General features: G+C 74.1%; 20 protein-coding genes. 10 read left to right on the top strand and 10 right to left on the bottom strand.

Features of this window, described 5'->3' with window-relative positions:
- Positions 1–41 precede the first annotated feature (41 nt).
- Together ACZ62B_RS02895 and xylB are read right to left on the bottom strand one after the other, a co-directional pair.
- A complete protein-coding gene (locus tag ACZ62B_RS02895; protein ID WP_344561930.1) occupies positions 42–1,250 on the bottom strand; it encodes an ROK family transcriptional regulator in 1,209 nt (402 codons plus the stop codon).
- Positions 1,251–1,560: 310 nt separating this feature from the next.
- A complete protein-coding gene (gene xylB / locus ACZ62B_RS02890) occupies positions 1,561–3,006 on the bottom strand; it encodes a xylulokinase (RefSeq protein WP_344561932.1) in 1,446 nt (481 codons plus the stop codon).
- A gap of 127 nt (positions 3,007–3,133) precedes the next feature.
- Between xylB and xylA the strand changes: the two genes are divergently transcribed.
- Together xylA and ACZ62B_RS02880 are read left to right on the top strand one after the other, a co-directional pair.
- Complete coding sequence (xylA, locus tag ACZ62B_RS02885) at positions 3,134–4,300, top strand: xylose isomerase (RefSeq protein ID WP_073934713.1); 1,167 nt, start codon at positions 3,134–3,136, stop codon at positions 4,298–4,300.
- Positions 4,301–4,704: 404 nt separating this feature from the next.
- Entirely contained in the window at positions 4,705–5,103 is a 399-nt protein-coding gene (locus ACZ62B_RS02880) for a hypothetical protein (protein WP_469689174.1), read from the top strand.
- A gap of 293 nt (positions 5,104–5,396) precedes the next feature.
- On the opposite strand, the gene ACZ62B_RS02875 is transcribed toward ACZ62B_RS02880, so the two are convergent.
- Positions 5,397–6,668, bottom strand: coding sequence for an SWIM zinc finger family protein (locus ACZ62B_RS02875; RefSeq protein WP_469689173.1), 1,272 nt, complete (start codon positions 6,666–6,668; stop codon positions 5,397–5,399).
- Positions 6,665–9,487 carry a DEAD/DEAH box helicase gene (locus ACZ62B_RS02870; RefSeq protein WP_469689214.1) on the bottom strand — a complete coding sequence of 941 codons (2,823 nt, stop codon included), beginning with the start codon at positions 9,485–9,487 and terminating at the stop codon, positions 6,665–6,667. Before ACZ62B_RS02870 ends, ACZ62B_RS02875 begins: the two co-directional genes overlap by 4 nt.
- 330 nt (positions 9,488–9,817) lie before the next feature.
- On the opposite strand from ACZ62B_RS02870, the gene ACZ62B_RS02865 reads away from it, so the two are divergent.
- The gene (locus ACZ62B_RS02865; protein WP_030822433.1) at positions 9,818–10,000 is read left to right on the top strand and encodes a hypothetical protein; all 183 of its coding nucleotides are present in this window, start codon (positions 9,818–9,820) and stop codon (positions 9,998–10,000) included.
- Positions 10,001–10,004: 4 nt separating this feature from the next.
- On the opposite strand, the gene ACZ62B_RS02860 is transcribed toward ACZ62B_RS02865, so the two are convergent.
- The 4 genes from ACZ62B_RS02860 to ACZ62B_RS02845 form a co-directional block, all read right to left on the bottom strand.
- Positions 10,005–11,390: a tannase/feruloyl esterase family alpha/beta hydrolase gene (locus ACZ62B_RS02860; RefSeq protein WP_468724607.1), complete on the bottom strand. Its 1,386-nt coding sequence runs from the start codon at positions 11,388–11,390 to the stop codon at positions 10,005–10,007.
- Positions 11,391–11,577: 187 nt separating this feature from the next.
- Positions 11,578–12,462 carry a hypothetical protein gene (locus ACZ62B_RS02855; protein ID WP_344561943.1) on the bottom strand — a complete coding sequence of 295 codons (885 nt, stop codon included), beginning with the start codon at positions 12,460–12,462 and terminating at the stop codon, positions 11,578–11,580.
- Positions 12,463–12,600: 138 nt separating this feature from the next.
- A complete protein-coding gene (locus ACZ62B_RS02850) occupies positions 12,601–12,897 on the bottom strand; it encodes a hypothetical protein (RefSeq protein WP_468724605.1) in 297 nt (98 codons plus the stop codon).
- Positions 12,898–13,035: 138 nt separating this feature from the next.
- Positions 13,036–13,635 carry a class I SAM-dependent methyltransferase gene (locus ACZ62B_RS02845; RefSeq protein ID WP_344561947.1) on the bottom strand — a complete coding sequence of 200 codons (600 nt, stop codon included), beginning with the start codon at positions 13,633–13,635 and terminating at the stop codon, positions 13,036–13,038.
- A gap of 150 nt (positions 13,636–13,785) precedes the next feature.
- Between ACZ62B_RS02845 and ACZ62B_RS02840 the strand changes: the two genes are divergently transcribed.
- The 7 genes from ACZ62B_RS02840 to ACZ62B_RS02810 all read left to right on the top strand — a co-directional run bounded on the left by ACZ62B_RS02840 (position 13,786) and on the right by ACZ62B_RS02810 (position 20,400).
- On the top strand, positions 13,786–14,559 hold the full coding sequence (locus tag ACZ62B_RS02840) for an MHYT domain-containing protein (protein WP_468889913.1): 774 nt from the start codon (positions 13,786–13,788) through the stop codon (positions 14,557–14,559).
- Positions 14,560–14,624: 65 nt separating this feature from the next.
- Positions 14,625–17,195, top strand: a complete 2,571-nt coding sequence (locus ACZ62B_RS02835; RefSeq protein ID WP_469689172.1) for a sensor histidine kinase — start codon at positions 14,625–14,627, stop codon at positions 17,193–17,195.
- Positions 17,192–17,629 carry a roadblock/LC7 domain-containing protein gene (locus ACZ62B_RS02830; RefSeq protein WP_085572966.1) on the top strand — a complete coding sequence of 146 codons (438 nt, stop codon included), beginning with the start codon at positions 17,192–17,194 and terminating at the stop codon, positions 17,627–17,629. Before ACZ62B_RS02835 ends, ACZ62B_RS02830 begins: the two co-directional genes overlap by 4 nt.
- A 22-nt stretch (positions 17,630–17,651) precedes the next feature.
- Positions 17,652–18,062 carry a DUF742 domain-containing protein gene (locus ACZ62B_RS02825; protein WP_344561954.1) on the top strand — a complete coding sequence of 137 codons (411 nt, stop codon included), beginning with the start codon at positions 17,652–17,654 and terminating at the stop codon, positions 18,060–18,062.
- A gap of 107 nt (positions 18,063–18,169) precedes the next feature.
- Complete coding sequence (locus ACZ62B_RS02820; RefSeq protein ID WP_344561956.1) at positions 18,170–18,775, top strand: GTP-binding protein; 606 nt, start codon at positions 18,170–18,172, stop codon at positions 18,773–18,775.
- A 170-nt stretch (positions 18,776–18,945) separates the two neighbouring features.
- The gene (locus ACZ62B_RS02815) at positions 18,946–19,353 is read left to right on the top strand and encodes a roadblock/LC7 domain-containing protein (RefSeq protein WP_469689171.1); all 408 of its coding nucleotides are present in this window, start codon (positions 18,946–18,948) and stop codon (positions 19,351–19,353) included.
- A gap of 126 nt (positions 19,354–19,479) precedes the next feature.
- Positions 19,480–20,400 carry a DUF6397 family protein gene (locus ACZ62B_RS02810; protein WP_469689170.1) on the top strand — a complete coding sequence of 307 codons (921 nt, stop codon included), beginning with the start codon at positions 19,480–19,482 and terminating at the stop codon, positions 20,398–20,400.
- A 1-nt stretch (position 20,401) separates the two neighbouring features.
- Here ACZ62B_RS02810 and ACZ62B_RS02805 read toward each other — a convergent pair whose 3' ends face one another.
- On the bottom strand, positions 20,402–21,268 hold the full coding sequence (locus ACZ62B_RS02805; protein WP_344561965.1) for an acyl-CoA thioesterase: 867 nt from the start codon (positions 21,266–21,268) through the stop codon (positions 20,402–20,404).
- Between the two features lie 19 nt (positions 21,269–21,287).
- The gene (locus tag ACZ62B_RS02800) at positions 21,288–23,801 is read right to left on the bottom strand and encodes a DEAD/DEAH box helicase (protein ID WP_344561967.1); all 2,514 of its coding nucleotides are present in this window, start codon (positions 23,799–23,801) and stop codon (positions 21,288–21,290) included.
- Between the last annotated feature and the right edge of the window lie 57 nt (positions 23,802–23,858).

Below are 23,858 nucleotides of genomic sequence, written 5' to 3'. Positions count from 1 at the left end.
CGCGCGACTTCGTGCGGGAACCGAGGAGGGGCCCGCGGGCGTCAGGCCCGTTCGGCCACCGCCGCCGGGTCGTCCAGGACTCCCCGCACCACCGAGTGCGCCGCGCCCAGCAGCGGGCCCTCGGGGCCCAGCGGGGACACGGAGACGGGACAGGCCGGCCCCGCGGTACGGCGGGCCAGTTCGGAGCGGAGCGACGGCAGCAGCCAGGGGGCGAGCCCGGACAGGGCTCCGCCCAGCACCACGCTCTCGGGGTCCAGCAGGTTGACCGCCCCGGTCAGGGCGATCCCGAGCGCCGTCCCCGCGTCCTCCAGGGCGCGTCGTACGTTCGTGTCGCCCTGCTCGGCGCGGCCCGCGAGGAGGCCGACGCGGTCCTCGCCCGGCTCCAGCCCGGCCGCGCGCAGCACCGCCTCCTCACCGGCGTACTGCTCCAGACAGCCCCGTCCGCCGCAGGCGCACTCCGGTCCGTCCGGCCGTACCGGTACATGGCCCAGCTCGCCCGCGAAGCCGCGGTTTCCGTGCAGCAGCCGCCCGTCCACGACGACCGCGGCACCGATACCGATCTCGGCGGACACATGGAGGAAGTCGCGCGGGGTGTCCTCGCCGAGCCACAGTTCGGCCAGTGCGCCGAAGTTGGCCTCGTTGGCCACGGTGAGCGGCAGGCCCGCCGGGAGCAGGTCACCGAGGTCCGTGTCGAGCCAGCCGAGGTTCGGGGCGCGTACGACGGTCCGGGCGTCGCGCGCCACCAGACCCGGTACGGCCACGGCGAGCCCCGCCGGCCACAGGCCCTCGCCCTCCGCCTCGGCGACGACCCGCTCCGTCAGCTCGGTGAGTTCACCGAGCACCGGCCCGGGGGAGCGGTCCCGGTTCGGGACGTGCCGCACCGCCCGCGACCGGACCCGCCCGCGCAGGTCGACCGCGCAGACCGCGAGGTGATCGACGCCGACCTCGGCGCCGATCCCCGCGGGGCCGCGCCCGCTGACGGCGAGCGCCGAGCCGGGACGGCCCACGCGTCCGGGCCGCTCGGGGCCCAGCTCCTCCAGCAGGCCCGACCGGATGAGCTCGTCGACCAGCGTGGACACCGCCGCGCGGGTCAGACCGATGCGGGAGGCGACGGCGGCCCGGGACAGCGGCCCCTCGGCGCTGACGGTGTGCATCACCCGCGAGAGGTTGCGGCGGCGCATGCCCTGCTGGGTGTCGGGCAGCGCGCGCCCCGGACCGGCCGGGCGGGCCTTGTGCAGCGGTGTGCTCATTCCTCCGTCGTTCCTCGGTCTCTGCGGCCGGCGTCGGCCTGTCGGTCGACGCCGGCCGGTCCGTGCCGACGGGCCGGTGCCTGCCGGTATGCGCCCGCGGGCTGGTGCCGGTCGGTTCGTGCCCGCCGACCGGTGTCGGCGGGGCGGTGCCGGTCGGCGGTCCGTGCCTGCCGGCCGGTGCCCGCGGGCTGGTGCCGGTCGGTCCGTGCCCGTCGGTCGGTGTCGGCAGGCGGGTGCCCGGCCGGTCCGTGCCGGTGGGCCGACGCCCGTCGGGCCGCGCCCGCGGGCCGGTGCCTGTCCGGCGGTGTCGTCAGGCGGTGTCCGTGCCGCGGTCCAGCAGCGGGGCCGCGTCGGAGAGTACCCCGGCCAGCCTGGCCAGCGTCTCCTCGTCCCGCTCCACGGCCTCCAGCACCGGGCCCGCCGCCGTGTCCCAGCGCCGGGCGACCGCGGCCGGGTCCTCCCCGGTGAGCAGCCCGGCCGCCTGCGCCGCCGCACCGAGCGCGACCAGTTCCTTGGCCCGGGGCACCTGGACGGACCGCCCCGACAGCCGCCGTACGGTCTGCTGCCAGGCCGTGCCCCGGGCGCCGCCGCCGATCAGCAGCAGGGGCGCCGACGGGTCGGCGTCCTCGTCGAGGACCAGGTCCAGCGCGGCCAGCAGGGAGTACACGGCGCCGTCGTACGCGGCCTGGAGCAGCTGCCCGCCGGTGGTGTCGTGGCGCAGCCCGTGCAGCAGGCCGGAGGAGTGGGGGAGGTTCGGGGTGCGCTCACCGTCCAGGAAGGGCAGCAGCGTGACGCCGCGCCCGGGTTCGACGGCCTCGCGGTCCAGGTTCAGCAGCGCCGCGACCCGGTCCACGGCCAGCGTGCAGTTGAGCGTGCAGGCCAGCGGCAGCCAGTCGCCGCGCGCGTCGGCGAACCCCGCCACCGTGCCGGTCGGATCGGCGGGCCTGCGCTGCGTCACCGCGTACACCGTGCCCGAGGTGCCGAGGCTCATCACCGGTGTGCCGGGACGCACCCCGAGACCCAGCGCGGCGGCGGCGTTGTCACCGGTGCCGCACGCCACCAGGGTGCCCTTGGAGAACGGCAGGTCGTGGCCGTCGCGCACGGTCCCGGCGACCTCACCGGGACGCACCACGCGGGGCAGCAGCGCCGGGTCGAGGCCCACGTGGGCGAGGATCTCCTCGTCGTACGCCTCCGTCCCCGACGCCCACCAGCCGGTGCCGGAGGCGTCGCCGCGGTCGGTCGTGCCCTGCCCGGTGAGCCGCTCGGTGAGGTAGTCGTGGGGGAGGCGGACCGCCTTGGTGGCGCGCACCGCGTCCGGCTCGTGCTCCGCCAGCCAGGCCCACTTGGTGACCGTGAAGGAGGCGGCCGGCACGCTTCCGGTGCGCTCGGCCCAGAACTTCGCGCCGCCCAGCTCCTCGATCAGCCGGCGGCCCTGCGGCGCGGAACGCACGTCGTTCCACAGCAGCGCCGGACGGACCGGCTCCCCGTGCCCGTCCAGGGTGACCAGGCCGTGCTGCTGCCCGCCGATCGACACCGCGGCGGCCTCGTGCGCCGCCTCGCCGCACTGGCGCAGCGCCTCGGACAGGGCGTCCCACCACTGGCGCGGGTCGCTCTCCCGGCCCGCCCCCGAGGTCACCGTGTGCGGTGCCTGGCCGCTCGCGACGACCCGGCCGGTGGCCACGTCGACGACCAGCGCCTTGGTGGACTGGGTGGATGTGTCCACGCCGACGACGAGCGGACCCTCGGCTGCTGACATCGGTCTCTCCCTCTTCTGCGACCCACTTCCGCGACTCGGCGGGGTGTGTCTCTTCCCAGAAATGTTCCTGCATACTAATTTGTAAAGCGCCATGACGAAATAGCCTCAGCGAGCAAGGAGCCGCGGCATGAACTACCAGCCCACCCCCGAGGACAAGTTCACCTTCGGACTGTGGACCGTCGGCTGGCAGGGACGGGACCCCTTCGGTGACGCCACGCGGCGTGCCCTCGACCCGGTCGAGTCGGTGCGGCGCCTGGCCGAGCTGGGCGCCCACGGCGTCACGTTCCACGACGACGACCTCATCCCCTTCGGCTCGAGCGACAGCGAGCGCGAGGAGCACATCAAGCGGTTCCGGCAGGCGCTGGACGACACCGGCATGAAGGTGCCGATGGCCACCACCAACCTGTTCACCCACCCGGTGTTCAAGGACGGCGGCTTCACCGCCAACGACCGCGACGTGCGCCGCTACGCGCTCCGCAAGACCATCCGCAACATCGACCTCGCGGCCGAGCTCGGCGCCGAGACCTACGTGGCCTGGGGCGGCCGTGAGGGCGCCGAGTCCGGTGGCGCCAAGGACGTGCGGGACGCCCTCGACCGGATGAAGGAGGCCTTCGACCTGCTCGGCGAGTACGTCACCTCCCAGGGCTACGACATCCGCTTCGCCATCGAGCCCAAGCCGAACGAGCCGCGCGGCGACATCCTGCTGCCCACCATCGGCCACGCCCTGGCGTTCATCGAGCGCCTGGAGCGCCCGGAGCTGTACGGCGTCAACCCGGAGGTCGGCCACGAGCAGATGGCCGGGCTGAACTTCCCGCACGGCATCGCGCAGGCGCTGTGGGCGGGCAAGCTCTTCCACATCGACCTCAACGGCCAGTCCGGCATCAAGTACGACCAGGACCTCCGCTTCGGCGCGGGCGACCTGCGCGCCGCGTTCTGGCTGGTGGACCTGCTGGAGTCGGCCGGGTACGAGGGCCCGCGGCACTTCGACTTCAAGCCGCCGCGGACCGAGGACTTCGACGGCGTGTGGGCCTCGGCGGCCGGCTGCATGCGCAACTACCTGATCCTCAAGGAGCGCGCGGCGGCCTTCCGCGCGGACCCCGAGGTGCAGGAGGCGCTGCGCGCGGCCCGGCTGGACCAGCTGGCCCAGCCCACGGCGGCCGACGGCCTCCAGGCCCTGCTCGACGACCGGTCCGCCTTCGAGGACTTCGACGTCGACGAGGCCGCCGCGCGGGGCATGGCCTTCGAGCGCCTCGACCAGCTGGCGATGGACCACCTGCTGGGCGCCCGGGGCTGAACCCCGGCCGCGAGGGCGTGCCCGTCCCACCCCTGCCACGGGACGGGCACGCCCCCGCACGCGTGTCCGGGGCGACCGCGCCCCACGTGCGGTTCGCCCCAGGGTGCGGCCGACGCGACGGCCGCGCGGAATCACGCGCGCGGTGGTACGCGTCCGGGCCGGCGTCCCGCGCGCGATCGTGCGCACCGGCCGCTCGGTACGCATCCCACAGGTGCGCCCTCGCGTGGTACGAGCGTGTGGCGCACACGAGCGGTACGGGTCCGGTCCGCCGCGAGGACGGTGCTGTTCCGGGCGCCCGCTCCGCGCGGGGTACGCCGTCATCATGGCGCCCGTCCCCTGAGTCCGTATCAACTTCCGCGCGGCGTCCTCGCGCGGGCCCCGTATGCGCGGCGACGATGGTGTGCATGGCCACGCCACCCGTACCGCCCCGGCCGCCGGACGGCGGCAGTTTCGGACCACCCCCGAACGACGGCGCGCTGCCGCCCCGCCCTCCCGGGCCGCCCGGCGGGCGCAGGCTCGTGCTCCTCCTGCTCGCCGTTGTCGTCGCCATCGCGGCCGTGTCCCTCGTCGTACTGACGGCCACGGGCGACGACGACCCGCCGGACAAGGAGCCCACCGAGAGCGGCACGGGCACCGGCGGCTCCCCCGCTCCGTCGCTGGGCATCCCCTCCGAGCTGCCCAGCGGCCTCCCGAGCCGGCTCCCCTCCGGGTTCCCCACGGAACTGCCGTCCGAGTTCCCGAGCGAGCTGCCGAGCGGCCTGGAGTCGCTCCTGCCCTCCCTGGGTGACGTGGAACTGCCCTGAACACAGCACCGCGCGAGCCGCGGTCACTCCCCGGAGGGACCCTCGGCCGAGGCCGCCGCCGGATCCCCGAGGGGCCCCTGCCGGGCCCGGCGACCGTGTTCCTCGCGGTACGGCCGCCGGGGCCGGTCGTGGCCTCGGCGTGGCGACGATCTCGCTGGTGGCCGCCTTCAGGTGTGCGCTCCGCCGAGGCCAGGACTTCCGCCGGGGCCCTGCGGGGCCCGGCGACCGTGTTCCTTGCGGTGTGGCTCCCGGGGCCGGTCGTGGCCTTGGTGCGGCGGTGACCTGGTGGGTGGCTACCTTTCGGGTGCGCTCTCCGCCGTGGCCAGTGCCGTCGCCGGGTCCTGGGAGGAATTCCCCGCCGGGACCCACCGGCCGCGTTCCTTGCGATACGGCCACCAGCGCCCCTCGCGGCCCAGGCGCAGCTGGACGGGTGCGCCGGTCACCGTCCACCGGTTGGCCCGGGCCCGGAGCACCGGCCGTTCGTCCTCGTCCCACGCCGAGTCGAGGGCGGCACGCGCGCGTGCCAGCCGTTCGCCGTCCACGGTCCACTCCTCGTCGAGCACGGCCAGCGCCGCCGTACCGCCGTGCCGCCAGGCCCGTACGGCCACGGCCAGCCCTTCCCGGCCGCGCCCCGACCCCTCGGCGAGCCGCTCCGTCACCGCGCGGTGAGGCTCCCCGGCGGCCAGCCGCACCGCGTCCCGCGCGACGTCCGGTTCCGGTTCCACGGGCTGCCGTTCGTGCCCGTCCTGGAGTGCCCGGGCCAGCAGCCGGTGGGCCCGTACGGCGGTCCGGGCGGCCAGGAACTCCAGCGCGGACGGATCGATCCCGGCCGCGGGCTCCGTCTCCGTGTCCAGCGACGGCGGAATCCCCGGCTCCGCGGGAAGGGCGGGGGCGGCCGGCAGCGACGGCAGGATGTCACCGGCCGCGTACGCCTCGGCCGCGTCCACGCCTTCCGGTCCCTGGGCGGGCCGCCCGGCGGACGCGTCCCCCCGGGCCTGGAGCGCGTCCAGCAGGGCGCGTTCACCCCGCCCCCGCATCAGCAGCAGGACGAACGGGTCCTGGTCCAGCAGCCGGGCCACCTGATAGCACAGCGCCGCCGTGTGACCGCAGTGGTCCCAGGCGTCGCAGTCGCACTCCGGCTCCAGATCACCAAGGCCCGGCAGCAGTTCGACACCGGCCAGCTCCGCGTCCTCGACCAGGTGCGTCGGCATCTCGCGGTCGAGCAGCGCCGCGACGTGCCCGGCCCGCTCCACGGTCATGGCCAGGAACCGGTCCCACTGCTCCTCGGACAACTCCTGCAGCAGCACGTCCGCGCGGTGGGCCGTACGGTCCCGGTCCTGTACGACCGCCGTGATGCGCCCCGGCCGTACGGACACCGCGCCGACCGCGCCCGCGCGTGCCAGCCCGCGGCCCGCCTTGAGCTGCTTGGAGTCCAGCGCCGTACCCTCCAGCGCCGTCAGCCAGGCCAGGCCCCACCAGCTCTGCGCGAAAGCGCGCCCCCGCGCGGGCGGCAGCGCGGCGAAGACGCGCTCCACACCGGCCTCGTCACCGTCGTACCGGGTCATCGCAGTCCCCCTCGCAGTTCGACCAGCTCCGCCAGCTCGGCGTCGGTCAGTTCGGTGAGCGCCGCCTCGCCGGAGCCGAGCACCGCGTCGGCCAGCTCACGCTTGCGCTCCAGCAGCCCGGCGATACGGTCCTCGATGGTCCCCTCGGCGATGATGCGGTGCACCTGCACCGGCCGGGTCTGGCCGATGCGGTACGCGCGGTCCGTCGCCTGCGCCTCGACGGCGGGGTTCCACCAGCGGTCGTAGTGCACGACGTGCTCCGCGCGGGTGAGGTTCAGCCCGGTGCCCGCCGCCTTCAGCGACAGCAGGAAGACCGGGACCCCGCCGTCCTGGAAACGGCGCACCATCGCCTCACGCTCGGCGACCGGCGTGCCGCCGTGCAGGAACTGCGTCGGCACGCCCCGCGCGGCCAGATGCCGTTCCAGCAGCCGCCCCATCCGCACGTACTGCGTGAACACCAGGACGCCGGCCTCTTCGGTGAGGACCGTGTCGAGGAGTTCGTCCAGCAGCTCCAGCTTCCCGGACCTCCCGGCCACCACCGGCCGCTCCTCCTTGAGGAACTGCGCCGGGTGGTTGCAGATCTGCTTCAGGCCGGTCAGCAGCTTCACGATCAGCCCGCGCCGCGCCATGCTGCCGGCGCCCGCGATCTCGGCCATCGCCTCGCGCACCACGGCCTCGTACAGCGCCGTCTGCTCCTGGGTGAGCGACACGGCGTGATCGGTCTCCGTCTTGGGCGGCAGCTCGGGCGCGATCCCGGGGTCCGACTTGCGGCGGCGCAGCAGGAACGGCCGTACCAGACGGGCCAGCCGTTCCGCCGCGGCCGGATCCTGCCCGCCCTCGACGGCGTCCGCGTACCGCCGCCGGAAGGTGCCGAGCCGGCCCAGCAGGCCGGGGGTCGTCCAGTCGAGGATCGCCCACAGTTCCGACAGGTTGTTCTCCACCGGCGTGCCGGTGAGCGCCACGCGCGCGCGTGCGCCGATGGAACGCAGCTGACGGGCCGTCGAGGAGTACGGGTTCTTCACGTGCTGGGCCTCGTCGGCGACGACCATGCCCCAGGGGACCCCGGCGAGCCGGGAGGCGTCCAGCCGCATGGTGCCGTACGTGGTGAGCACCACCTCGCCGTCGGCCAGGTCGTCCAGCGTCCGCCGCGCGCCGTGGAAGCGGCGCACCGGGGTGCCGGGCGCGAACCGCTCGATCTCCCGCTGCCAGTTGCCCATCAGGGAGGTCGGGCAGACCACGAGCGTGGGGCCCGCGGACTCCGGGTCGGTCCGGCGGTGCAGATGCAGGGCGATCAGGGTGATGGTCTTGCCGAGCCCCATGTCGTCGGCGAGACAGCAGCCCAGGCCCAGGGAGGTCGTCCGGGCCAGCCAGGTCAGGCCGCGCCGCTGGTAGTCCCGCAGCGTGGCGGTGAGCGCGGCGGGCTGCTCGACGGGTTCCTGCGCCTCGGGGTCCGCGAGCCGGTCCCGCAGGGCCGCCAGCCACCCGGTGGGCCGGACCTCGATCCGGCCTCCGTCGACCTCCACGGAGCCCGTCAGGGCCGCGCCGAGCGCGTCGACCGGCGTGATCTTGCGGTCCTGGCGCGCACGGGCCCGGGCCAGCTCCCGCGGGTCGATCAGGACCCACTGGTCGCGCAGTCGTACGAGGGGGCGGTTCGCCTCGGCCAGCCGGTCCAGTTCCTCGCGCGTGAGCCGCCGGTCGCCCAGGGCGAACCACCAGTCGAAGGCGAGCAGCGCGTCGGCGGAAAGGAACGACGGCCCGTCCGCGGACCCGGTCCTTCCGGGTCCCGGCTCGTCGTCGGCGGGACCGACCTCCGCGCGGGTGGTGAGTTCGCGGACCAGGTCCCTGGGCCAGTGCACGTCGACGCCCGCGGCGGCGAGCATCCGGCCGCCGTTGCCGAGGAGTTCGGCGATCTCCTCCTCCGCGAGGTCCACCGCGTCCGGCACGGTCGCCGACAGCAAGGGGGTGAGCGGTGCCCAGGCCCGCGCCGCGCGGCGGAGCGCGAGCAGGGCGTCCATCCGCGCGCGGGAGTCGAAGGCGGCGTCGAAGGCCCCGGCCCACACCTCGCCGGCGTCCGCGACGAGGGAGGGGTCGCTCACGCCGTGCATCTGGAGGACGGCCCGGAACGACACGTCCGCGGTGTCGGCCGCGTCCGTGAGCCCGCGCGCCTCGATCCGCAGCGACAGCCGTACGCCGGCGTCGTGGCCGGCGGCGATGTCGGCGGCCCAGGACCGCAGTGCGGGCAGTCGTCGCGGCCCCGGGGCCGCGAAGGCGGCGGTGCCGGTCGCGAGGTGGGCGGCGGGGGAGCGGGGGAGGGTGTCGGCGACCGCGTCGAGGAAGGCGCGCAGCAGCCGTTCGGGGTCGGGCAGCCGGTGCGGCCCGGTGCCGTCCAGCGGCGTCGCGTGCGCCTCCGGCGGCATCGCGGCGGCGAGCCGGCGGATCGCCTCGACGTCCTCCGCGTCCAGCGGGCCGACGCGCCAGGCGTCGTGGTCGGCGGGGGAGAGGCCGGGCAGCAGCAGACCGCGCGCCACCAGGTGCAGGGCGTGCACGGCGGCGGCGCCCCAGAACCGGGTGGCCCGGTGTCCCGCACCACCGGCCCGCGCACGTGTGAGGAACGGGAGCGCGTCGCGCACCGGCAGCACGGTGGCGGGCACACGCACCGCCTCGGTCCCGTCGTCGCCGGGCACCACGACGGTCAGGTCCTCGGCCGACGCCGCGTCCGCGTCCACGGCCGGCGGAGGTGAGCCGTCGGGCCGCCAGAACGCGATCCGGCCGGTGCGGGCGGGGTCGCCCGGTACGAATACGGCCGGACAGCCGGCCAGTTCGGAGTGTGCGGGGTGTGCGGGGTGTGCGGAGGAAGGTGCCGGGGGAGTCGTCTGCGCGGCGATGACAGGATTCCTCAAACTTGACTAGTGAAGCCGGAGTCGCCGAGGGTACAGCACGAGTGGCGTCGACCGGGTGTGCCTGTGCTGTGAGACGGGTCACCATGGAGGCGCGTCGTGGGCCTCCCGCCCGGGAGGCCCACGAAGGGTTCTCGAAGACCTTAGGGGGCGCACCTCAGGGACGTCTCAGGGTCGTGGTCCGGAACCGCCGCGGGCGCGGGCCCGTTCTCACGGCAGAGAGCGGCAGTGGCCGCGAAGGAGGCGACACTCATGTCGAAGAACGCCAAGATCGCCGCGGGGGGTGTGGCGGCCGGACTGATCCTGCTCATCTGGCTGCCCTGGTGGGCCGCCCTCCTGATAGTCCTGGGAGTCCCGGCCGCCGCGTACCTGGCCCTGGACCCCGCACAGCGGCGCAGGCTGCGCCGCGTCTCGCGCAAGGAGCTGGGCCGCTGAGGCGCTACGGCGTCACCGCCTCACCGGAGCCCAGCGCGCAGGAGTCGACCACATCGCCGTCCGCGGGCCCGCCGACCGTCCGGTCCGCGGGCGGCGCGACCCCGCGCTCCACCCATGCGACCAGGGCGTCGAACGCCGAGCGGTAACAGGGCAGGATCGGCCGCAGCCGGTCCGGACGGGTGTCGTACAGCCCGTCGACATGCGTCCCGCCCCGCACCGTGTAATAGCGGTGCATCCGCCCGCGTCCGCTCGCCTCGACCATGCCGTCGTACACATCGGAGTCGACGGACTTGGGCAGCAGCGCGTCCAGATCACCGTGCAGGGTGATCATCGGCCGCCCGATCCGCCCGGTGAGCGCCACACGCTCCACGGCACGGTGCACGGACGCGGGGCGCGAGGCGTAGTCGTAGGCGGCGTCGGACGGGCACGGCGCGAGGATCTGCTCCGTCGTCGACCCGGCGGAGGGACCGGGACAGTCCGGGTCGTGGTCCGGGTCGAACTCGGCGCGGTAGATCTTCTGCGTGAGCCCCCAGTAGGCCTTCTCGTGGTACGGCCACAGGAACTCGGAGCCGCGTGCGAAGCCCGCCGCGTACATGTCCTCGTCGGTGGCCCTGCCGTACGTCCGGGCCACCGCCACCGGAAGGGAGAGCAGCGGGTGACGCCCCTCGGCGGCCCACAGGGTGCCCTCCCAGTCCACCCCGCCGTCGTACAGCTCCGGGTGGTTCTCCAGCTGCCAGCGGGTGAGGTAGCCACCGTTGGAGACGCCGGTCATGTACGTGCGGCGCGGGGCGTGCCCGTAGCGCTGGGCCACCGCGCGCCGGGCGGCGCGGGTGAGCTGTGTGGTGCGCGCGTTCCACTCGGCGACCGCGTCACCGGGCCGCCTGCCGTCACGGTAGAAGTCGACACCGCTGTTGCCCTTGTCGGTCGCCGCATAGGCGTAGCCCCGCGCCAGTACCTGGTCGGAGATCGCCTTGTCGGTCGCGTACTGCCTGCGGTTGCCGGGCGCTCCGGTGACGACCAGCCCGCCGTTCCAACGGTCGGGCAGCCGGATCACGAACTGGGCGTCGTGCCGCCAGCCGTGGGTGTTGTTGAAGCGGGACGAGTCCGGGAAGTAGCCGTCGATCTGCACCCCGGGCACGCCGGACGGCGACCGGGTGGCCGCAGCGGTCAGCCCCGCCTGGTCGGCCATGTCGGTGTACGGCGTACCGGCCAGCCCCGCCGTGGTCAGATCGGTGAGACAGGCACTGCGCTGATGGGCGGCGCCCGGCACACGCACGCGTTCCTGGCGCGCGCAGTGACCGTCCCCGGCCGCGCCGGCCGGAGTCGGAGCGGTGAGGGCGGCCGCGGAGAGGACGGCGACGAGCAGGGGAACGCCACGGGAGGGGCGCATGACGGCCTCCGAAAGGACGAGCAGCGGAAGGGGGACATGGGGTCGATCGCGGAACCGCCCCATGGTGAGGGCCCGCCCTCGCCGTCATCGATGGGTTGGCGCCCTATGGAACGGCGTCCACACATGGGGTTTCAACACACGCTGACGTCCTGTCCATCACTCCCGGCCCTTTCGAAGCCGCGTGTGCTCAGAGCGGTCGTACGGCCATCCGGTCGAGCGCTTCGAGCAGGCCCGGCAGCTCCGGGCCCCGGCCCACCGGCAGGACCTCGCCGGGTTCGTCGTCGAGCAGGACGAACGCGATGTCGTCGGTCCGGGCCACCAGCGACCAGCCGGGGCCGTCGGCACGCAGGGTGCGTGCGCCACCCGGGGCGAAGGACGAGCGGACCCGGCCGAGCGGCGGCGGCGAGTCGACGTACGCGCGTGCCTCCGCCAGCACCCGCCGGATCCCGCCGTGTCCCGGCCGCCCGTCCGGCCGGCCGCCCGCTTCTTCAGTCCGGCCGTCCTCCGCGGGCCCCTCCGCGGACTCCTCGGCGTCGTCGGCCGCCCGGACCGGGCCGCCCGGCGCCGGGAAGGCCGCGTCGTCGACCTGCTCCCGCCAGACCGCCCACTGCAGCGCGATCTCGTCGGCACCCAGCCGGCGCTGGGCCGGTCCCCAGGCCCCGGCGTCCGGCGGGGCCAGCGGGGGCCCGTCCGCGGCGTCCGGGCCGGGATCGTGCGGCGCGGGCACGTTCGGCGCCGCGACGGCCACCGCGAGGGGCCAGCCGGGCAACGCGGTGACGACCGTGCGCTCGTCCGGCGACAGATCGTGCTCCATCCCGCAGTCCCAGGACGCGATCGCGACGGCCACCAGCGAGACGTCGTCGACGACGACGGTCCACCGGGCGCCCTCGCCGTCCTGGCCGAGCACCAGCCCGTACCCGTCGGCGAGGGGCGGAAGACCGAGCGCCGCGCACGCCTCCGGGTAGTCGTCGCCCAGCACGCTCGGGAACTTCGCCGGCGTCAGCAGCGCCGCCGTGAGCACATAGAGCGCGTCGTCCGCGGCGGCGACGGCTTCCTCGTCCGTCCCGGCCATCCCAGCCTCCCCATCGCTTCGTCCACCGGCGCGCACCCTATGCCGACCCCGAGCCGCTTGTCACGACCCCCGCGGCCATGCCCGGAGCTGCAGGTTTCCGGCCGGACGGGGCGAATCGGCCACGCGCCGGCGGACGGTTCAGGCGGCCGGGAGACCCAGCAGAGCCCGCGCGACCGTCCCCGGAGACTCGTCCCGCTCCCGCGCGAGCGCGATCACCGCCCGGCACGCCAGCTCGTTCACCCCGAACGACAGCGCCTCCGGCGACACCCAGCCGGCCGCCTCGTCGATCCGGTCCTGATCGTCCTCCGCGCAGGCCGAGACGTACGCCGCGGCGGCCTCGAACAGATTGTGCGGACGCTCCTCCCGCCCGGCCCGCTCCTCCGTGCGCCACCTGCCGGTCACTCTGCTCCCGATGCCCCGAACCCTTCCCCACATGCGGTCCACCTTCCCCGGCCCGGTTGTCCTCGCCGACCGTTCATCTCCTGCCGCCCAACGTAGAGTTGCGGCTCCGACAGCAGAAGAGGGCGGCCCGGCGCGGGACTCGGACCGAGCGCCCGGCGCGTGGCCGGATGCTCAGTCCGCGCGGACGGCCAGCGCCAGGAAGCGCGTGTCCTCGTCGACGTACGACGTCATGCGCCACCCCGAACGGGACAGCAGCGCACGGAGGTTCGGCTCCGCGCGGAGGTCGTCCGGGGTGAGCGTGCGGCCCTGCCGGGCGGCGAGCGCCGCCCGGCCGACCGGATGGAACAGCGCGAGCACGCCACCCGGCCGCACCACCCGCGCGATCTCCCGGAGATTGCCGGCCGGATCGGGAAGGTGGGCGATCAGGCCCGCCGCGAACACGGCGTCCAGCACGGACGGGCGCAGCGGCAGCGCGGCGACGTCGGTCAGCAGCAGCGCCCCGTCGCGGTCCCGTCCGGCCCGTGCCGCCTCCCGCAGCATGGCCGGCGTCAGATCCGCGCCGAGGACCACGCCCGAGGGCCCCACGGCCTCCCGCAGCGGCGGCAGGGCGCGCCCGGTGCCGCAGCCCGCGTCGAGCACCCGGTCCCCCTCGCGCAGCCCGAGCCCGGCGACCGCGGCGGCGTAGACCGGACCGTCGTCGGGGAAGCGGCGGTCCCAGTCGGCGGCACGCGCGGTGAAGAACTCCTGGACGTGTGTGTGGTCGTCGCTCATGCTCCGCATGATCCCTCACCGGGACGGGCGACGCCCTTGTGCGCACGTTCGAGCATGACGCGGTCGTTCCGGTGCACCGCCGCGTCATATTTCAGCCGCTTTCGAAACGCGTCCCCTTCGCACGCCCGCGCCCCCTAGCGTCCCGGGGCCATGGGACACCTGGACCACGCCGCCCTGGGGTGGCTCACCCCCGTGCTGTCGTACGCGATGGCCTGCACCGGCGCCGCCCTCGGACTGCGCTGCACCGTCCGCGCGCTCGCCGCCACCGGCAGCGTGCGCCGCAACTGGCTGCTCACCGCCGCCTCGGCGATCGGCACGGGCATCTGGACCATGCACTTCGTGGCCATGCTCGGATTCGCCGTCAGCGGCACCGACATCCGCTACGACGTGCCGCTCACCCTCGCCAGCCTGCTCGTCGCCATGGCCGTCGTCTGCGCCGGCGTGTTCGCCGTCGGCCACGGCCGCGACCGGGTCCGGGCACTGCTGCTCGGCGGACTCACCACCGGTCTCGGCGTCGCCAGCATGCACTACCTGGGCATGGCGGCGGTGCGGCTGCACGGCGAGGTGAGCTACGACCCGGTGCTCGTCGGCCTCTCCGTCCTCATCGCCGTCGTCGCGGCCACGGCGGCCCTGTGGGCGGCGCTCAACATCCGGTCGCCCGTCGCGGTCACCCTCGCCTCTCTGATCATGGGCGCCGCGGTCAGCAGCATGCACTACACGGGGATGTCCGCGGTGAGCGTGCGCGTCACGCCCTCCGGTGAACCCCTGCCCGGGGCCACGGCGATGCAGTTCATCTTCCCGCTCGCCGTCGGACTCGGGTCCTACCTCTTCATCACCTCGGCCTTCGTGGCGCTGTCACCGACGGCCGGGGAGCGCGAGGCGTCCGCCTCGGCCCAGCGCCCGGCCGGGCACACCGCCCACTGACCGCGCCCCGCGGTGCCGACGACCGTTCTGGCCCGCCCCACGCACCACTCCCGAGCGAGGAGTCCATGCGCACATCCCGGAGGATCCCGACAGCCCGCGCGAAGGCGCCGCCCCCGCCTCCCGCGCGCGGCCGGCGCGCGCACGCCGGGCCACCGGCCGACGAAGGCCCGCACCCCCTGGGTGAGTCGGCCCCGGACACGGCATCCGCGCACGCGGGACGCCGGTTCGGCGGTCCCCGCACCGTGCGCGCCAAGATCATCTGTCTGCTGATGGTGCCGGTCGTCTCCCTGCTCGCCCTGTGGGCGTACGCCACCGTGACCACCGCCCAGGACGTCTCCCGGCTGCGTCAGGTCCAGCGCGTGGACGCCACGGTCCGCGCCCCGCTCTCCGCCGCCGCCCTCCAGGCCGAACGCGCGGCCGCGGTGCGCCGCGCCACCGACACCTCGGCGGTACGCCCCGACGAACTGACGGAACTCGCGCGGCGCACCGACCGGGCGGTCGCGGAACTGCGGCTGGGCGAGCACCGGACCGTGGCCGACGGCGAGGAACTGCCCCGCGCGGTGGCCGGCCGCCTCGAAGCCTTCGTCACCGCGGCCGAACGGCTGGGCCCGCTGCGGACGGCACTGAGCGAAGGCCGCGCGGGCTGGACGCAGACCTACGACCGGTACACGAGCACCGTCTCCACGGCCTTCGGCGTCGGCGGCGCCCTCACCGGCATCCAGGACGCCGAACTCGGCTCCGACGCGCGCGTGCTGCTCGAATTCTCCCGCGCGGGGGAGGCGTTGGCCCAGGAGGACGCGATCCTGGCCGGCGCCCGGCTGCGCGGCGGCCTCGGCGGTGAACGGCTGCGCCTGTTCACCGGGGCCGTCGAACTGCGCCGCGCACTCACCGGTTCCGCCGTCGCCGACCTGCGCGACCCCGCCCGCACCGAGTGGCGCGCCCTCGCCGACAGCCGCGCCTACGCCGTCCTCCACACCGCGGAGGACGAGATCCTCGCCGCCGGCCCCGGCGCCCGGGCCGCCCACGCGGTCCCGCGGGACACCTGGGACACGGCGCACGCGCGCGTGCGGGACGGCATGCGGAGCGTCGAGACCGACGCGGCCACCGGCGCCGCCCACCGGGCCGACCCGTTCACCCGCGGACTGCTCACCCCGGCCGGCGCCGCCGTGCTCTTCGGCCTCGCCGCCGTCGCCGCGTCGCTCGTCATCTCCGTACGCATCGGCCGGGGTCTCGTGGTCGAACTGGTCGGCCTGCGCAACGACGCCCTGGAGATCGCCCGCCGCAAACTCCCCGAAGCCATGCGGAAACTGCGCTCGGGCGGAGGGATCGACATCCGCGCGGAGGCCCCGCCCGGGCCGCCCGCCCAGGACGAGACCGGCCAGGTCGCCGAGGCCCTCGGCACGGTGCACCGCGCCGCGCTGCGCGCAGCCGTGGAGCGCGCGGAGCTGGCCGGCGGGATCTCCGGCGTCTTCGTCAATCTCGCCCGCCGCAGCCAGATCCTCGTCCACCGGCAACTGAGCCTCCTGGACGGCATGGAACGCCGCTCCGACGATCCCGACGAGCTGAGCGACCTCTTCCGCCTCGACCACCTCACCACACGGATGCGGCGCCACGCGGAGAGCCTGATCATCCTCTCCGGAGCGGCACCGGGCCGCGCCTGGCGCCTGCCCGTCCCGCTCACCGACGTGGTGCGCGCGGCCGTGTCCGAGGTCGAGGACTACGCGCGCGTGGAGGTGCGGCAGCTCTCCGAGGCGTCCGTCGTCGGCGCGGCCGTCGCCGACCTCACCCACCTCCTCGCCGAGATCATCGAGAACGCCGCCCAGTTCTCACCGCCCCACACGCGCGTACGCGTCACCGGCGAACCCGTCGGCAACGGCTACGCCGTCGAGGTCGAGGACCGGGGGCTGAGCATGGGCAAGGAGACCCTCGCCGAGGCCAACCGCCGCATCACCGAGTCCGAGGCGCTCGACCTGTTCGACAGCGACCGGCTCGGCCTGTTCGTGGTCAGCAGGCTCGCCGCCCGGCACGACATCAAGGTGCACCTGAGGACCTCTCCGTACGGCGGCACCACCGCGGTCGTCCTGCTCCCCACCGTCCTGCTGGACGACGGCGCGACGGAACGCCCCGGCGGCGGGACGGCGCCGAAGGCACGGCACGAGGAGCATGCCTCCGCGCGGATGCCCGACGGCATCGCGCGCCACGAGGCCGTCCCCGCACCGGACGACCGGCCCGCCCTGGTGGCTCCGGCCGCCGACACGGCGGACGGCACCCTCGCCGTGGCGGACACCGGCTACGGCCCGCCGGACCGCACCACCGACACCGCGCGGGGCACCGCCGCGAACCGATCCCCAGGAGTCGCCGCCTTGCGACCGCACCGCCCGGAGGAGGAGCCCGCCGGCTCCGACGATCTCCCACGCCGCGTACGACAGGCCAGCCTCGCCCCCCAACTGCGCGACGACCGCCGGGAAACGCCCGCGCCCGCGCGGCGCGACGGCCGGGACGAGCGCACCCCCGAACTCGTACGGGACCGCATGACGGCCTACCGCGACGGCTGGGCGCGCGGCGGCGGCAGGCCCTCCGGCCGCGGTGCCGGTCCCGGTCCCGTGAAGCACAGCACCGAAGGAGACCCCGCATGATCCAGGAACCGAGCACGAGGACCGGCCGGCGATCCGGCGAACTCGACTGGCTGCTCGACGACATGGTGCTCCGCGTCGGCGACGTCCGGCACGCCGTGGTGCTCTCCGACGACGGACTCGCCGTCGGCGCCTCCGGCGGCCTCGGACGCGAGGACGCCGAGCACCTCGCGGCGGTCGCCTCCGGCTTCCACAGCCTCGCGAAGGGCGCGGGCCGGCACTTCGGGGCCGGCGGAGTGCGCCAGACGATGGTGGAGATGGACGACGGCTTCCTGTTCGTCGCCGCCGCCGGAGACGGCACCTGCCTCGCCCTCCTGACGGCCGTGACCGCCGACATCGGCCTGGTGGCCTACGAGATGGCACGGCTGGTCAAGCGCGTCGGCGAGCATCTCCACACCCCGCCGCGGGCCGGCGCGCGGCCACCGGCGGCCGGATGAGACGAGGAAGCGGTCCGGGACGATGACCGAGGACACGACGGGCGCTCCGCACGCGGCGGGCAGCCAGTGGTACGACCACGAGGCCGGGCCCCTGGTCCGGCCGTACGCCATGACCGGCGGACGCACCGGGCCCGGCCCCGGCGGGGTGCGGTTCGACCTGATCGCCCTCGTCACCCTGGACCCGGCCGCTCCCGGCGCCGACGACCCGGCGCTCGGTCCCGAGCACCGCGCCCTGATCGACCTGTGCCGCCCGGAGACGCAGTCGGTCGCCGAACTCGCCGCGGGCGCGGACCTGCCCGTCGGCGTGGTCCGGGTGCTCCTCGGCGACCTGCTGGAGCGCGGCCGCGTCACCGTCAGCCGTCCCGTACCGCCCGCCCACCTGCCAGACGAGCGCGTCCTCCGCGAGGTGATCGAGGGGCTGAGGGCCCTGTAGGCGACACCGCGCTCCCGGCCGGGACGCCGCGCGGCGACGTCTCCCGGGCCCACGGCACACCCGTATCCCCGCCGACCGCGGCCGGCACTCCAAGAGAGAAGTGATCGATGGTCCCCGAACACTCCGACGCCCCCGGTGACGAGACGGCCGCGCTGGCGCTGAAGATACTGGTCGCCGGCGGATTCGGCGTGGGCAAGACCACCCTGGTGGGCGCGGTCAGCGAGATCCGGCCGCTGCGCACCGAGGAACTGCTCAGCGAAGCCGGTCAGTCGGTGGACGACACCGACGGCGTGGACCGGAAGGTCACCACGACCGTCGCCATGGACTTCGGGCGCATCACCATCCGCTCGGGACTCTCCCTGTACCTCTTCGGCACCCCGGGACAGGACCGCTTCTGGTTCCTGTGGGACGAGCTGGCGCAAGGCGCCCTGGGCGCGGTCGTTCTCGCGGACACCCGGCGCCTGGAGGACTGCTTCCCCGCGGTGGACTACTTCGAGCACCGGCGGATCCCGTTCGTCGTCGCCGTCAACTGCTTCACGGGAGCCCGGCACCACGACACGGGGGACGTCTGCCGCGCGCTCGACCTGGACGCCGGAACGCCCGTCGTGCTGTGCGACGCACGCGAGCGCGACTCGGGGAAGGAGGTGCTGATCCGGCTCGTCGAGTACGCCGGACGCGTGCACACCGCCCGGCTGCTCGACTCGGTGGGGTGACCGCGGGATCCGGGCTCGCGCCACTGTTCCTCGGTCATCTTCCACCCCTTGGCTCCCGTCCTCCTTGCCCGGCGCCCGGTCGTGGGGAAGGCTGGCGCGAGGGCCCTCCCGCCAGGAGGGAACGGCACACGGGGCAGACCACGGGGAAGAACCAGGGGGAGACACACGACATGGCGCAGAACCAGGGACTCGACTGGCTGCTGGACGACCTGACCCAACGCGTCGAACACGTACGGCACGCACTGGTCCTGTCCAACGACGGGCTGGTGACGGGCGCGAGCACGGGGCTGCGGCGGGAGGACGCGGAACACCTCGCCGCCGTCTCGTCCGGACTGCACAGCCTCGCCAAGGGCTCGGGGCGGCACTTCGGCGCGGGCGGGGTACGCCAGACGATGATCGAGTTCGACGACGCGGTGCTCTTCGTCACCGCGGCGGGCGCCGGCAGCTGTCTGTGCGTACTCAGCGGGGCGGAGGCCGACATCGGCCAGATCGCGTACGAGATGACCCTGCTGGTCAACCGGGTCGGCGAGCATCTGGACGTGGGCGCCCGCCGACAGAAACCCAGCACAGAGCACTGACCTGCGAATTCGTCCTCCGCTGCGGAGTTATCCACAGGCTCGACACGGAGAGTGACAAAGCGGCTACGGTTTTTCCCGGTGGCGCACCCGGCGCCGGCCGCCCACACTCCACGGGGGAAGACGAACATGCCCGGACAGCACGCCGTCACGCACGACACCACCGCCATTGCCGAGCGGCCCGGGGCGGCACGGGAGGCCCGGATCGGCCCGGGCCGCGCGGCCCGCGAACTCGGTCTCAAAAGCACCGAGTTCGACCTCGCCGTGCAGCTCGGGCGGATCCGTACGATCCCCGACGACGGCGGAGGGGGCCGGTGGGTCGACCGGGCCGAGATCGAGCGGCTCCGTGCCGGGCCGGGGTTCCCGGAGGCCCTGCGCCGGAGCGTGCAGGCCATGGGCACCACGGAGGGTGCCGCCCTCATCGACGTGACGAAGACCCGTTTCACCCGCCTCGCGAGGCTGGGACTGCTGGTGCCCGTGAAGTTCTACCTGAACCGCTACCGAGCCGTGGTCTGGCTCTACCTGGCCGAGGAACTACGGCTGTTCGCGGCCGACGACAGGAACACGCCCCTGCTGACGGGGCGCACGCCCGAGAACCTCAGGATCCGGCTCGACACCGGCGTCGACCTGCGCCCGCGCAATTGGCGCACCCGGCAGCTGGGCTTCATGCTCCGCCGGGCCGACGACCCCTGGGCGCGCGCCGGGGCCGTGGCGTCGCTGCTCGGCCCGTCGCACGTGTCGGAGGCCGTCCCGGACCCCTACGACCGCTCCCACCTCAACGGGTTCCGCCGGCCGCCTCCGTCCCACGGCGCGCCCGGCTCACCGGCCGCGGACCTGGCGGAAGAGCTCATGACCGCTCAGGACCCGGACGAGGTCGCCTGGCTGCAGGCCGATCTGGTCCGGCTGACGGAGGAGGCGCGGGCACACCGGCCGGCACCCCGTCCCGCTCCCCGCCGGCCGGAACCGGTCCAGCGCGTGCCGGAAGCCGTCGAGCCGGTACGCGGGACGTCCCGCGGCCTGCTGGGCCGGTGGCGGCGCGGAAACCGGTGACCTACAGGGCCCGGAACAACCCCTCCTGGACGACGGACACCAGCATCCGGCCCTCCAGGTCGTAGATCCGGCCGCGGGCCAGGCCCCGCCCGCCCGTGGCGATCGGCGACTCCTGGTCGTACAGGAACCACTCGTCGGCGCGGAACGGACGGTGGAACCACATCGCGTGGTCCAGCGACGCCATGTCGAAGCCGCGCGGCCCCCACAGCGGCTCCACCGGGATCCGCACGGCGTCCAGGAGGGTCATGTCACTGGCGTACGTCAGGGCGCAGGTGTGCACCAGCGGATCGTCGCCGAGCGGGCCGACCGCGCGCATCCACACCGCGCTGCGCGGCTCGGCGCCCTTGACGTCGTCGGCGTCCCAGCGCAGCCGGTCCACATAACGGATGTCGAAGGGCTGGCGGCGCGCCATCCGCTCCAACTGCTCCGGCAGCACGCCCAGGTGCTCACGGATCTCGTCCGCCACCGTCGGCAGCGACTCGGGGTCCGGGACCTCGCGGGCCGGCGGCAGCTGGTGCTCGAAACTCCCCTGTTCAGGCTTGTGGAAGGAGGCGGTCAGATTGAAGATCGTACGTCCCTGCTGCACCGCGGTGACCCGGCGGGTCGTGAACGACCGGCCGTCCCGCACCCGTTCGACCTGGTACACGATCGGCACCCCGGGCCTGCCCGGACGCAGGAAGTACGCGTGCAGGGAGTGCACGGGACGGTCACCCTCCGTGGTGCGGCCGGCGGCGACCAGGGCCTGGCCCGCCACCTGGCCGCCGAAGACCCGCTGGAGGGACTCCTGGGGGCTGCGGCCACGGAATATGTTGACCTCGATCTGCTCCAGGTCGAGCAGGGCGACGAGGCTCTCGGCCGGATTTGTCATGGGTGGGATTCTCCTGTGCTCACAACTGGCCGACATCGGTGACCCGGACGACCGCGCGGCCCTCCGCGTCGGAGGCGGTGAGGTCGACCTCGGCACTGATGCCCCAGTCGTGGTCGCCGCTGGGGTCGTCGAAGATCTGCCGGACCCGCCACAGCCCGTTCTCCGGCTGCTCCTCGATCAGCAGCAGCTTCGGCCCGCGGGCGTCGGGACCGGTGCCGAGCTCCTCGTACTCGTCCCAGTACTTGTCCATCGCCTCGCCCCAGGCATCCGCGTCCCAGCCGCCCTCGGCGTCCAGCTCGCCCAGCTCGTCCACCTGGTCGAGGGCGGCGAGTTCGACCCGACGGAACATGGCGTTGCGGACCAGGACACGGAAGGCACGCGCGTTGGCGGTGACCGGCTTGACCTGGTCGGCCCTCTCCTGCGCCTCCTCGGCGGTCATCTCCTCCGGATTGGCCAGCTGCTCCCACTCGTCCAGCAGGCTGGAGTCGACCTGGCGCACCGTCTCGCCCAGCCAGGCGATCAGATCCTCCAGGTCCTCCGACTTCAGGTCGTCCGGGACGGTGTGCTCCAGCGCCTTGTAGGCGCTCGCGAGGTAGCGCAGCACGATGCCCTCGGTGCGGGCCAGCTCGTAGTGGGACACCAGCTCGGTGAACGACAGCGCCCGCTCGTACATGTCCCGGATCACGGACTTCGGCGACAGCGGGTGGTCCCCGACCCAGGGGTGGCTCTTGCGGTAGGTGTTGTACGCCTGGAAGAGCAGCTCCTCCAGCGGCTTCGGGTAGGTGATGTCCTGGAGCCGCTCCATGCGCTCCTCGTACTCCACCCCGTCGGCCTTCATCGCGGCGACCGCCTCGCCGCGCGCCTTGTTCTGCTGGGCGGCGAGGATCTGGCGCGGATCGTCCAGCGTGGACTCCACGACGGACACCATGTCCAGCGCGTACGACGGCGACTCGGGGTCCAGCAGTTCGAACGCGGCCAGCGCGAACGTGGACAGCGGCTGGTTCAGCGCGAAGTCCTGCTGCAGGTCCACGGTGAGGCGGACGATCCGGCCCTCGGCGTCCGGCCGGTCGAGCTTCTCGACGATGCCGCCGTCCAGCAGCGAACGGTAGATGGCGATCGCCCGCCGGATGTGCCGCAGCTGCTGCTTGCGGGGCTCGTGGTTGTCCTCCAGCAGCCGTCGCATCGCCTCGAAGGCGTTGCCGGGCCGGGCGATCACCGACAGCAGCATGGTGTGCGTGACCCGGAAGCGGGAGGTCAGCGGCTCCGGCTCGGAGCCGATCAGCTTCTCGAAGGTCTGCTCGCTCCAGGCGACGAAGCCCTCGGGCGCCTTCTTGCGCACGACCTTGCGGCGCTTCTTCGGGTCGTCGCCCGCCTTCGCCAGGGCCTTCTCGTTCTCGACGACGTGCTCGGGGGCCTGGGCCACCACGAAGCCCTCGGTGTCGAAGCCGGCGCGTCCGGCGCGGCCCGCGATCTGGTGGAACTCACGGGCCCGCAGCGTGCGCACGCGGTTGCCGTCGTACTTGGTCAGGGCCGTGAACAGCACCGTGCGGATGGGGACGTTGACGCCCACCCCGAGCGTGTCGGTGCCGCAGATGACCTTCAGCAGACCCGCCTGCGCGAGCTTCTCCACCAGCCGCCGGTACTTGGGCAGCATGCCGGCGTGATGCACGCCGATACCGTGCCGGACGTAGCGGGACAGATTGCGTCCGAACTTGGTGGTGAAACGGAAGTTGCCGATCAGCTCGGCGATCTTGTCCTTCTCCTCGCGCGTGCACATGTTGATGCTCATCAGCGCCTGCGCCCGCTCCACCGCCTGCGCCTGTGTGAAGTGCACGATGTAGACCGGCGCCTGCCGGGCCTCGAGCAGATCGGTGAGCGTCTCGGTGAGCGGCGTGTACCGGTACTCGTAGGACAGCGGCACGGGACGCGTCGCCGAGCGGACCACGGCGGTGGGGCGGCCGGTGCGGCGGGTGAGGTCCTTCTCGAAGAAGGAGACGTCGCCGAGCGTCGCCGACATCAGCACGAACTGCGCCTGCGGCAGCTCGAGGAGCGGGATCTGCCAGGCCCAGCCGCGGTCCCCTTCCGCGTAGAAGTGGAACTCGTCCATCACGACCTGGCCCACGTCGGCGTCCTTGCCGTCGCGCAGCGCGATCGACGCCAGTACCTCGGCGGTGCAGCAGATGACCGGGGCGTCGGCGTTGACGGACGCGTCGCCGGTGAGCATGCCGACGTTCTCGGTGCCGAAGATCTTGCACAGCTCGAAGAACTTCTCCGACACCAGCGCCTTGATGGGCGCCGTGTAGAAGGTGACCTCGTCGCGCGCCAGCGCGGCGAAGTGGGCGGCCGCCGCGATCATGCTCTTGCCGGAGCCCGTGGGCGTCGACACGATCACGTTCGCCCCGGAGACCACCTCGATCAGTGCCTCCTCCTGATGGGGATAGAGCGTGAGACCGCGCTCCCGGGCCCACGACTCGAAGGCTTCGTAGAGGGCGTCGGGGTCGGCGGTCGGCGGCAGCTGATCGATGAGGGTCACGCCCCCATCTTGCCTGCCCGCCCGGCCGATGGGGGAATCGGCTGCGGGCGCGAAGAT

This window comes from Streptomyces sp. NPDC053426 (assembly GCF_055585405.1).
This window is presented reverse-complemented; position numbering and strand designations above follow the sequence as displayed.

Coding starts and splice junctions, on each gene's coding strand:
- ACZ62B_RS02895 (WP_344561930.1), bottom strand. CDS start 1,250: ATGAGCACACCGCTGCACAAGGCCCGCCCGGCCGGTCCGGGGCGCGCG.
- xylB (WP_344561932.1), bottom strand. CDS start 3,006: ATGTCAGCAGCCGAGGGTCCGCTCGTCGTCGGCGTGGACACATCCACC.
- xylA (WP_073934713.1), top strand. CDS start 3,134: ATGAACTACCAGCCCACCCCCGAGGACAAGTTCACCTTCGGACTGTGG.
- ACZ62B_RS02880 (WP_469689174.1), top strand. CDS start 4,705: ATGGCCACGCCACCCGTACCGCCCCGGCCGCCGGACGGCGGCAGTTTC.
- ACZ62B_RS02875 (WP_469689173.1), bottom strand. CDS start 6,668: ATGACCCGGTACGACGGTGACGAGGCCGGTGTGGAGCGCGTCTTCGCC.
- ACZ62B_RS02865 (WP_030822433.1), top strand. CDS start 9,818: ATGTCGAAGAACGCCAAGATCGCCGCGGGGGGTGTGGCGGCCGGACTG.
- ACZ62B_RS02860 (WP_468724607.1), bottom strand. CDS start 11,390: ATGCGCCCCTCCCGTGGCGTTCCCCTGCTCGTCGCCGTCCTCTCCGCG.
- ACZ62B_RS02855 (WP_344561943.1), bottom strand. CDS start 12,462: ATGGCCGGGACGGACGAGGAAGCCGTCGCCGCCGCGGACGACGCGCTC.
- ACZ62B_RS02850 (WP_468724605.1), bottom strand. CDS start 12,897: ATGTGGGGAAGGGTTCGGGGCATCGGGAGCAGAGTGACCGGCAGGTGG.
- ACZ62B_RS02845 (WP_344561947.1), bottom strand. CDS start 13,635: ATGAGCGACGACCACACACACGTCCAGGAGTTCTTCACCGCGCGTGCC.
- ACZ62B_RS02840 (WP_468889913.1), top strand. CDS start 13,786: ATGGGACACCTGGACCACGCCGCCCTGGGGTGGCTCACCCCCGTGCTG.
- ACZ62B_RS02835 (WP_469689172.1), top strand. CDS start 14,625: ATGCGCACATCCCGGAGGATCCCGACAGCCCGCGCGAAGGCGCCGCCC.
- ACZ62B_RS02830 (WP_085572966.1), top strand. CDS start 17,192: ATGATCCAGGAACCGAGCACGAGGACCGGCCGGCGATCCGGCGAACTC.
- ACZ62B_RS02825 (WP_344561954.1), top strand. CDS start 17,652: ATGACCGAGGACACGACGGGCGCTCCGCACGCGGCGGGCAGCCAGTGG.
- ACZ62B_RS02820 (WP_344561956.1), top strand. CDS start 18,170: ATGGTCCCCGAACACTCCGACGCCCCCGGTGACGAGACGGCCGCGCTG.
- ACZ62B_RS02815 (WP_469689171.1), top strand. CDS start 18,946: ATGGCGCAGAACCAGGGACTCGACTGGCTGCTGGACGACCTGACCCAA.
- ACZ62B_RS02810 (WP_469689170.1), top strand. CDS start 19,480: ATGCCCGGACAGCACGCCGTCACGCACGACACCACCGCCATTGCCGAG.
- ACZ62B_RS02805 (WP_344561965.1), bottom strand. CDS start 21,268: ATGACAAATCCGGCCGAGAGCCTCGTCGCCCTGCTCGACCTGGAGCAG.